Raw genomic sequence first — 2,120 nt, 5'->3', positions numbered from 1 at the left:
CCAGCAGCGGCTCCGGACCCAGCTACGTCATTCAGGCCGGTGACTACGGCAAGACGATCTCGGTCAAGGCCACCGGCTCCAAGCCCAACTACTCCACCGGGACGACGACGAGCGCGGGTGTCAGTGTCAGCGCCGGCGGTGCGCTGGTCGCGACGACGACGCCGGTGATCAGCGGCACCCCGGCAGTGAGCTCGTCCCTGATGACGACCCCGGGGGTCTGGTCCAGTCAGCCGACCTCATACCGATACCAGTGGCTGCGCAACGGCGCACCGATTCCTGGTGCCACCTCCACGTCCTACCGGACTGTTCCTGCGGACGCGGGCACCTCGATCTCCGTTGCGGTATCCGCAGTCCGGACCGGGTACGCCGACGGTGCTGCCACTGCCGTCGGGGTGAGCATCCCCAAGATGGCATCCACGACGGCCGCGACCCTGTCGAAGACCCGGGTCCCGCCGGGCACCCGGGTCAAGATCGGCATCACCGTCACCGTGACCGGAGTGCCCGGGCCGGTGGGTGCGATCAAGGTCTTCGACGGCGCCAAGGCGCTGAAGACCCTCACTCTGGTGAGCACCCGCAACGGCAAGCTCACCTGGAAGCTGCCGAAGCTGAAGAAGGGCAAGCACAAGATCAAGGCCGTCTACATCGGCAACGGCACCATCGCTGGTTCCAAGTCGAAGATCACCAAGCTGTACGTCGTTCGCTGATTCCGACTCGCACTGGCCCGGCCGAGCACTGGCCGGGCCAGTGCGTTCGTTGATGGCTCTGGCCCAGTCCCGAGGAAGTAGCCTCCGTTCGTGAACTGGCTCGAGAACCACTGGCTCGACATCCTCGGCTGGGGTGGCAGCGCACTGCTCGTCTATTCGCTTCTGCAGTCGCGCCTGCTGCGGTTGCGCATCCTCAATCTCGCCGCCTGCGTCATCCTGACGGTCTTCAACGGCGCCCTCGCGGTATGGCCGATGGTCGGCATGAACATCGTGCTCGCGGCCATCAACCTGTTCTTCATCGTCACCATGCTGCGCGATCGGCACGACGAGGCCGCCTTCGAGGTCCTTGAGGTCCGACCGGACGACGAGTACCTCCGGCACACACTGCGTGTGCACGGTCCCGACATCCTGCGGTTCAATCCCGAGTTCGTCCACGATCCGTCTGCGGACGCACAGCACGCGTACCTCATCCAGAAGGGTGACGAGACTGTCGGAGTCGTGCTGCTCGACGACGAGGGCGACACCGCGCAGGTCCGGCTGGACTACGTCACGCCGCGCTACCGCGACTTCTCCCCCGGCGAGTTCGTGTGGCGGCGCAGCGGCATGCTCGCTGACGAGGGGTTCCGTCGCGTGGTCACTCCACCGCGCATGGTCGGTGCGTACTACGACCGAGTGGGCTTCCGTCGAGACGGTGACTCGTGGGTGCTCGACCTCCCCGCATAGCCACAACTGGGGTTGCGGCATCTGGCGGCGAACATGACAATGAATGACATCCGACCGGGGGTGTGCGCATGTTCAGCACGAAGTGGCTCCACAACAACCGCGTGATCTTCGGCATGTTCGCGGCTCTGGCACTGCTCAACGCCTGGGCCATGGCCAGCGGCTACTACGGCTGAGCGCACAACGACACAGAGTCAGCGCGCCGACGCCGCGACCCATCGCTCGAGCGTCGCGAGCGCCGCCCCGGACTCGATGGTCTCGGCGGCCTTGGCGATGCCGGCTGCCAATGCCGTCATCGGTGCACCCGTCGGGTCGTCGTAGACAGCGAGGGCTGCGCCGGCATTGAGCACGACCGCGTCCCGTGCCGGTCCCTGTTCGCCCGCCATCACCCGGCGGATGACCTCGGCGTTGTGAGCGGCGTCGCCACCCTTGAGGTCCTCGGTCGTCGCCGGTGCGATTCCGAGCTCCGCCGGATCGACCTTGCTCTGTTCGATCACGCCGCCGTGGACAGCCCAGAGAGTCGAGGTCGTGGTGGTGGTGAGCTCGTCGAGGCCGTCATCCCCGCGGAACACCCAGGCGTCGACGCCGCGGGATGCGAACACGCCGGCCATCACCGGGGCGGCCGCCGGATCGGCACACCCGATGGCCTGGGCTGCCGGCCGGGCCGGGTTGGTCAGCGGGCCGAGGAGGTTGAAG

Annotated in this window: 2 protein-coding genes and 1 pseudogene; 2 read left to right on the top strand and 1 reads right to left on the bottom strand. The window is 67.0% G+C overall.

Annotation, left to right across the window (positions count from 1 at the left end; all coding sequences use genetic code 11):
- Both RMO85_RS02770 and RMO85_RS02765 read left to right on the top strand, forming a co-directional pair.
- Window positions 1-704 (top strand): Ig-like domain repeat protein (locus RMO85_RS02770; RefSeq protein ID WP_310526332.1); only part of this gene is annotated, 704 nt, incomplete at its 5' end.
- Between the two features lie 90 nt (window positions 705-794).
- Window positions 795-1,427, top strand: coding sequence for a hypothetical protein (locus RMO85_RS02765; RefSeq protein WP_310526331.1), 633 nt, complete (start codon window positions 795-797; stop codon window positions 1,425-1,427).
- Window positions 1,428-1,618: 191 nt separating this feature from the next.
- Here the strand turns inward: RMO85_RS02765 and RMO85_RS02760 are convergent.
- Window positions 1,619-2,120: pseudogene (locus RMO85_RS02760) on the bottom strand (anthranilate phosphoribosyltransferase); the annotation flags it as partial.

Origin of the sequence: Nocardioides sp. (assembly GCF_031422975.1) — a bacterium.
In the GTDB taxonomy this organism is placed as follows: Bacteria; Actinomycetota; Actinomycetes; order Propionibacteriales; family Nocardioidaceae; genus Nocardioides.
This window is presented reverse-complemented; position numbering and strand designations above follow the sequence as displayed.